We start from the raw sequence: 6459 nt of genomic DNA, 5'->3' as shown, positions 1-6459 counted from the left end.
CAAGGCCGAATACACGACTGCAACCGATTCATTCACCCCGCATCGACTGCTGCAGCACTCCGGGCTAGTTGCATGAGGAGTCCATACACGAGTTGTTAGGGTGCCTCGCCGACAACCCTGAGTGCAAGAGCAGATGCGTAGACGTTGCTAGAGAGCTTGCTGAAGCCGTCCATGCCTGTGATGACACTGAAAGTACCATCAGCTTTTGCGCGGACCGGAGCGTAGTCGTTGAAGCTGCCAGAGCCACCGTAGACATGGTTAACCGAGCCGGATAGCTCGTTTAACTCGCTTTGAGTGAATCCGAGGTTGAGTAACGACGCAGCTCGTTGTTGGCATGCTGCGAAGTGCGCGCGCCATTGGCATGCCGGATCTTGCGCGAGTACCGCTATTAGCTCGCCAAGATGAGCATGCAATGTTTCCAGTTGTTCGCGGCGGTTATTCATGTAGCCTAACGCTCAAGTTAAGCCGACTCGTGTAGCGCAGCCAAGAACATGGCAAGCTCTTTCTGCCATGTTGTTGGCGTAGCGAAACGAGTTCGGCTTGAACGCATTGTTAGGCCTCATTCTTCTTGTTTGGTTTGATTGTTACACGAAGGTAGTGGGGAGTTCCCGGAATAGGATCGAGGCCCAGAGATTTCCGGATGTGTTCGCGAATACCGTTGAGGAGCTTGGTTCCGTCGGCGCCTTGGGTGCTGCTCCATGACTCAACGTATTGTTGAGTCAGGTCAACTAACTCGCTCGTGCCGTACAGGTAAATCTGTCCAATCGCATCCTCGAGTTCTTCATTAATCCATACGACGTTCCCGGCGTCATCGGTCTTGGACAAAGAGCCATAGATTCCCGTCCGAAGGAGAATTGCGTAAACCTTGGCCAGCTCGGTGGTGCGAATTGTCCTTTCTGAATTGATGCGATCACGCGCGGAATTGAGCCTATGCACCAACCACCAACCAAATGCGACCACTGCCGTACCTGGGATGTAGGGATAGTCTCTAAGAAAGTTGAGGATGATCTCGATCATGAGGCCTAACTCAAAGTAGATTCCAAAACGCAGCGTAATCCCGCAGCCTATCCCACGCCACCAGCGTGCGCGGCTCCGCAGTGGCCTTCAGGAATCAACGACTTGCCCCCTTGCATGCAGCCTAACCCTGCCATCTAACCCCGCAGTGTTTGAGCTGGCCTGAAATATGGGGCCATCCTTCCACCATGTCGGCTGCGGGGCAAGTGGCAGATCCAGGCACATCATCTCCGGCGAAATCCGCTCAGCCGCTCAGCCGCTCAGCCGCTCAGCCGCCCGGCGTCCACGGCGCCGGGTAGCTTCGCCCTGCCCTCACGGGCCGGAAACACGGCGCCTCGCGGTGGAAGGCTTCCTGTCCGTTGTCCGGGTGCCAGCCGGGGATGCCGGCCAGTGGCAGGGGGCGGAGTTCCAGCGGGTCGCGCAGGGCATGGCCTTCGCGGATGGCTTGCGCGCATGCGTCGATGCTTTCGATGCAGCATGTGGCGGAATCACAGGCGCTGGACCCCGGCTTGCGCCGGGATGGTGGGAGCGTGACCACCAGCGCCTTCCCCACCAGCAATTGCCCAGGCGTCAGTGCATGTTCGAGCAAGGCGTGGCCGAACACGGCGACAAGGATGCGGCCGTCCAGCCATGCTTCGCGCTCGCGCCAGAACAGGCCGTGCCAGTCGTGGGTGTCCCACAGTGGCAGCAGCGCTGGATCGCGCAGCGTGACCACGACGCCGGCTTCGTCGAAGTGGGTGAGCGCGCATTGGGCGCGCGAGCGTTGCTTCGGGCCCATGCGGGTGATCTCGGCCACTTGCCGTGCATTGAGTGCGCGCTTGAGGTCGGGATGGCGCAGCCAGGCCAGGGCGTTGAACAGGTCGTGCCAGTTGTGTTCGCGGGTGGCGATGTCGCCGCGGTCGGCGATGCGTTGTTCGTAGTGCAAGTTGTCGGCGAGCAGTTCGCGGGCCTGGGGCGCGAAGTGTTCGGGCATGCCGGGTGGGCGGGTGGCGTTGAGGGTGGCGATGCCGGGCCAGGCAGGGCTTTCGAGCAGGTGGGTGTATTCGTGCCATGCGGCCAAGGGCATTCGCCCAAACACCTGCGGGTCGATCGTGCCGCGTGAGGGGGCCACGTAGCGGGTTTTCTTCATGTGCCCTCCCTGTGTGCTTTCTCGCGCCGGGCCCTTCGACTTCCTCGCTCCCCAAAGCGCGGCCATCCTTGGCCGCTCCCCGCGTCGGCCCTGCGGGCCTACGCTCAGGGTGAACGGTGAGGGGTGGCTGAGGCCTTGCCGATCATCGTGTCAGGTGAGGTGTTGGCCAAGGTTCTATCGGCCATCCAATGCCGGGCGCGACCGGCCCATCGCCATTCAGACCACCTTGAGCGAGGGATGCGCCAGGCGCGCATGCAGGTCGTGCTCGCTGGCCGCTTCGACCACCACGTCGACGAACTGGCCGGGTTTCAGCGCCTGGCCGTCGGCGATCAGCACGGTGCCGTCGATCTCCGGCGCGTCGGCGGCGGAGCGGGCCACGGCGCCGTCGGCGCTGGCTTCGTCCACCAGCACCTTGATCGTGCGGCCGATCTTGCGCTGCAGCTTGGCGGCGGAGATCTCCGCCTGCACGGCCATGAACTGTTCGAGGCGGTCTTCCTTCAGTTCCTCGGAGACGGCGCCGGGCAGTTCGTTGGCCCTGGCGCCGTCCACCGGCGAGTAGGCGAAGGCGCCCACGCGGTCGAGTTCGGCTTCGCGCAGGAAGTCGAGCAGTTCCTCGAACTCGGCGTCGGTCTCGCCGGGGAAGCCGACGATGAAGGTGCTGCGGAGGGTCAGGTCGGGTACCTGCCGGCGCCAGTTCTGGATGCGCTCCAGCGTCTTGTCGATGTTGCCGGGGCGCTTCATCAGTTTCAGGATGCGCGGGCTGGCGTGCTGGAACGGGATGTCGAGGTACGGCAGGATCTTGCCTTCCGCCATCAGCGGCATCACTTCGTCCACGTGCGGGTACGGGTAGACGTAGTGCAGGCGCGTCCAGACGCCCAGCTCGGCCAGGCCCTCGCACAGTTCGGTCATGCGCGTGCGGTACGCCTTGCCGCGCCAGCTGCGCTCGGCATACTTCAGGTCCACGCCGTAGGCGCTGGTGTCCTGCGAGATCACCAGCAGTTCCTTCACGCCGCCCTTGACCAGCTTCTCGGCCTCGACCAGCACCTCGTCCACCGGGCGCGAGACCAGGTTGCCGCGCATCGACGGGATGATGCAGAAGCTGCAGCGGTGGTTGCAGCCTTCGGAAATCTTCAGGTAGGCGTAGTGCTTCGGGGTGAGCTTGATGCCGACCGAGTTGTCGTCTCGGGCGTCAAGACGCCCGAGCGGCCCGATGTCGAGGAACCTGTTGCGCACCGGCGGCAGCGCCTCGTGCACGGCGTGCATCACGCTGGCGTAGTCCTGCGGGCCGCTGATCGAGAGCACGTCCGGGTAGGCCTCGCGGATCAGCTCGGCGCGCTTGCCGAGGCAGCCGGTGACGATCACCTTGCCGTTCTCGTGCAGCGCCTCGCCGATCGAGTCCAGCGATTCCTGCACCGCCGCGTCGATGAAGCCGCAGGTGTTCACCACCACCGCGTCGGCCTCGCCGTAGCTGGGCACGATCTGGTAGCCCTCGACCTTCAGCTGGGTGAGGATGCGCTCGGAATCCACCAGCGCCTTGGGGCAGCCGAGGCTGACGAAGCCGATTTTCTGCGGAGCCTGGGACATGGCGGCGGCCATCATGGACGTGGGAAATCTTTGAAGTATACGGGGATTCGCGGCGCGGGGGGCCGGACTCGCCAGGGTATGCCCCTGCCTGCGCGGGCTCGACGCGAGGCGCTCGTTCAGGGGTGCCCCACGCGAAGGAACGCGCCGAGGCGGGGGTCCGTCGCGGTTCGACGGTTCGCTCCGGGCGTACCCTCTCCCGCCTGCCGGCACCCTCTCCCGGAGGGAGAGGGATTCACACGGGCGCTTCCGCTTCTGTCGTCCATCTTCACCGATCCAGGCATCCGCGCCCGCTAGAATCGTCTCATCGCCGCTGCAGGAGACGGTCGCCATGGGCCAGCACATCAACATCCCCACCTCGCGCACCCAGTGCATCGGGGCCTACCTGGCCCAGCCGGCGGGCAGGCCCAGGGGCGGCGTGGTGGTGATCCAGGAGATCTTCGGCGTCACCGCGCACATCCGCAGCGTGGCCGACCGCTTCGCCGAGGCCGGCTACACCGCCGTGGCGCCGGCGTTCTTCGACCACCTGGAATCCTGGATCGAGCTGGACTACGACGAGACCGGTTCGGCGCGCGGCAAGGCGCTGGTGTCCGAACTGGGGCTGGACCGCCCGCTGGAGGACGTGGCCAGCGCCGCCGAGGCGATCGCCTCGTCCGGCAAGGTCGGCACCGTCGGCTACTGCTGGGGCGGCACGGTGGCGCTGCTCTCGGCCATGCGGCTGGGCCTGCCTTCGGTGAGCTACTACGGCGCGCGCAACGTGCCCTTCCTCGGCGAGAAGCCGCAGGCGCCGCTGATGTTCCACTTCGGCGAGGACGATCCCTCGATCCCGCCCGAGGCGGTGGCGAAGCACCGCGAGCTGCTGCCGCAGATGGAGGTGTTCACCTACCCCGGCGCCGGCCATGCGTTCAACCGCGACGTGCCCGGCGACAGGCACTACCGCGAGGACAGCGCCAGGCTGGCCTGGCAGCGCACGCTGGCGTTCTTCGACAGGCACCTGGCGGGCGCATGAGCGAGGCCGGCTTCGCGCTCGATCCGCGGCTGGCGGCCGACACGCGCCCGGTCGCCTCGCTGCCGCTGTGCGAACTGCGGCTGATGGACGACGCGCGCTTCCCCTGGCTGGTGCTGGTGCCGCGCCGCGCCGGCAGGGTGGAAATCGCCGACCTCGACGAGGCGGAGCAGGCGCAGCTGTGGCGCGAGGCGAACCGGGCCGCCGCGGCCCTGCGCGCCGTCGCGCCCTGCGACAAGCTCAACCTCGGCGCGCTGGGCAACATCGTGCGCCAGTTGCACGTGCACGTGGTGGCCAGGCGCGAGGGCGATGCGGCCTGGCCCGGGCCGGTGTGGGGCAGCGGCTCCGCGCAGCCCTACGACGACCGCGAACGCCTCCGCCTGATCGAAAACCTGCGCGCCCGACTCGGTCCCTGACGCATCGGTCCCTGACGAAACCGCAAACGAAAACGCCTGCATGATGCAGGCGTCTTCGTTTCGTACCCCGGCAGCCATGCCGCCCGCTTGGCCGGCATGCGCTGCCGGGCCGCGCGGCCCGCATGGTCAGTATTGTTGCTGGGGCGAGTATTGTTGCTGGGAGCCCTGGTTCACGTTGTCGCAACCGGCCGCGCTCTTGCAGTCCTGGTGGTCGTCCGACTTCACCGGCGCATGGTATTCCTGCAGCGCGCGCGCCTTGGTCTCGACCGGATTGATCTTCTTCAGCGTGCCCTTGTCGTCGTAGTACACCGCGAAGCCGTAGTCGAGCACCATCCGCGCCATGTACTGCAGGTGCTGCTTGCGGATCTTCGAATCATCGCTGGGCAGCAGCAGCACGGTCTTCGGCAGCTTGCCGACGTCCTTCTCGTAGGCGAAGTGGCTGCCCAAGTCGATCGAGGAAAGCACCGCGCCGTCGAGCAGGAACTGGCCGCTCTTGTAGGCCTGTATCGTGGCGTCGAACTGGTGCTCCGTCTTGGCCGTGTCGACGGTGTCCTTGGTGCCGCCGCGGTGGCAACCGGCGAGCACCAGCAGGCTGCCCAGCATCAGCGCGGCGGCGGCGCGGGTCAGCAGCGTGGAAAAGCGGATCATGCGGGTCTCCTGCATTGCGTGTCGTGCGGTGGCCGGTCGAAGTGTAGCGCCGGGCCGGATCGATGGCGGCCGCCGGAGGCGGACGCGGTTACAGCCGTTCAGGTGCGCGGCAGGGTCACGCCCTGCTGGCCCTGGTACTTGCCGCCGCGGTCGCGGTAGCTGGTCTCGCAGGGTTCGTCGGATTCGAAGAACAGCATCTGCGCCACGCCTTCGTTGGCGTAGATCTTCGCGGGCAGCGGCGTGGTGTTGGAGAACTCCAGCGTCACGTGCCCCTCCCACTCCGGCTCCAGCGGCGTCACGTTGACGATGATGCCGCAGCGCGCGTAGGTGCTCTTGCCCAGGCACACCACCAGCACGTCGCGCGGGATGCGGAAGTACTCCACCGTGCGCGCCAGCGCGAAGGAGTTGGGCGGGATGATGCACACGTCCGACACTACGTCCACGAAGCTGTTCGGGTCGAACGCCTTCGGGTCGACGATGGTGGAGTTGATGTTGGTGAACACCTTGAACTCGCGCGCGCAACGCACGTCGTAGCCGTAGCTGGAGGTGCCGTAGGACACGATGCGCCCGTCGCCGTTCTGCTTGACCTGGCCCGGCTCGAACGGCTCGATCATGCCGTGGCCTGCGGCCATGCGACGGATCCACTTGTCGGACTTGATGCTCAC

At 65.7% G+C, this 6459-nt stretch carries 8 protein-coding genes; 2 read left to right on the top strand and 6 right to left on the bottom strand.

Annotated elements, in window-relative coordinates; genetic code table 11:
• Positions 1-95: 95 nt before the first annotated feature.
• The 4 genes from QMK61_RS16815 to rimO all read right to left on the bottom strand — a co-directional run bounded on the left by QMK61_RS16815 (position 96) and on the right by rimO (position 3727).
• Entirely contained in the window at positions 96-443 is a 348-nt protein-coding gene (locus tag QMK61_RS16815; RefSeq protein WP_302073393.1) for a hypothetical protein, read from the bottom strand.
• A gap of 109 nt (positions 444-552) precedes the next feature.
• Positions 553-1017: a hypothetical protein gene (locus QMK61_RS16810; RefSeq protein ID WP_302073392.1), complete on the bottom strand. Its 465-nt coding sequence runs from the start codon at positions 1015-1017 to the stop codon at positions 553-555.
• Between the two features lie 265 nt (positions 1018-1282).
• Complete coding sequence (locus tag QMK61_RS16805) at positions 1283-2143, bottom strand: DUF3025 domain-containing protein (RefSeq protein ID WP_302073391.1); 861 nt, start codon at positions 2141-2143, stop codon at positions 1283-1285.
• A 216-nt stretch (positions 2144-2359) separates the two neighbouring features.
• Complete coding sequence (rimO, locus tag QMK61_RS16800) at positions 2360-3727, bottom strand: 30S ribosomal protein S12 methylthiotransferase RimO (protein WP_302073390.1); 1368 nt, start codon at positions 3725-3727, stop codon at positions 2360-2362.
• A gap of 328 nt (positions 3728-4055) precedes the next feature.
• Here rimO and QMK61_RS16795 point away from each other — a divergent pair, with 328 nt between their 5' ends.
• Both QMK61_RS16795 and QMK61_RS16790 read left to right on the top strand, forming a co-directional pair.
• On the top strand, positions 4056-4733 hold the full coding sequence (locus QMK61_RS16795) for a dienelactone hydrolase family protein (RefSeq protein WP_302073389.1): 678 nt from the start codon (positions 4056-4058) through the stop codon (positions 4731-4733).
• The gene (locus QMK61_RS16790) at positions 4730-5146 is read left to right on the top strand and encodes an HIT family protein (protein ID WP_302073388.1); all 417 of its coding nucleotides are present in this window, start codon (positions 4730-4732) and stop codon (positions 5144-5146) included. The genes QMK61_RS16795 and QMK61_RS16790 overlap by 4 nt, the downstream gene beginning before the upstream one ends.
• Before the next feature lie 126 nt (positions 5147-5272).
• Here the strand turns inward: QMK61_RS16790 and QMK61_RS16785 are convergent, their stop codons facing one another.
• Together QMK61_RS16785 and dcd are read right to left on the bottom strand one after the other, a co-directional pair.
• Positions 5273-5794: a hypothetical protein gene (locus tag QMK61_RS16785; RefSeq protein ID WP_302073387.1), complete on the bottom strand. Its 522-nt coding sequence runs from the start codon at positions 5792-5794 to the stop codon at positions 5273-5275.
• A 98-nt stretch (positions 5795-5892) separates the two neighbouring features.
• Positions 5893-6459 carry a dCTP deaminase gene (gene dcd / locus QMK61_RS16780; protein ID WP_302073386.1) on the bottom strand — a complete coding sequence of 189 codons (567 nt, stop codon included), beginning with the start codon at positions 6457-6459 and terminating at the stop codon, positions 5893-5895.

The sequence above is a fragment of the Fulvimonas sp. R45 genome (assembly GCF_030504985.1).
Classification (GTDB): domain Bacteria; phylum Pseudomonadota; class Gammaproteobacteria; order Xanthomonadales; family Rhodanobacteraceae; genus Rhodanobacter_A.
The sequence above is the reverse complement of the archived record's forward strand: the minus strand, read 5'-3'. Positions and strand labels throughout refer to the sequence as shown.

Bases quoted from the DNA above. Each gene is read 5' to 3' on its own strand.
- QMK61_RS16815 (WP_302073393.1), bottom strand. From the start codon at position 443: ATGAATAACCGCCGCGAACAACTGGAAACATTGCATGCTCATCTTGGC.
- QMK61_RS16810 (WP_302073392.1), bottom strand. From the start codon at position 1,017: ATGATCGAGATCATCCTCAACTTTCTTAGAGACTATCCCTACATCCCA.
- QMK61_RS16805 (WP_302073391.1), bottom strand. From the start codon at position 2,143: ATGAAGAAAACCCGCTACGTGGCCCCCTCACGCGGCACGATCGACCCG.
- rimO (WP_302073390.1), bottom strand. From the start codon at position 3,727: ATGTCCCAGGCTCCGCAGAAAATCGGCTTCGTCAGCCTCGGCTGCCCC.
- QMK61_RS16795 (WP_302073389.1), top strand. From the start codon at position 4,056: ATGGGCCAGCACATCAACATCCCCACCTCGCGCACCCAGTGCATCGGG.
- QMK61_RS16790 (WP_302073388.1), top strand. From the start codon at position 4,730: ATGAGCGAGGCCGGCTTCGCGCTCGATCCGCGGCTGGCGGCCGACACG.
- QMK61_RS16785 (WP_302073387.1), bottom strand. From the start codon at position 5,794: ATGATCCGCTTTTCCACGCTGCTGACCCGCGCCGCCGCCGCGCTGATG.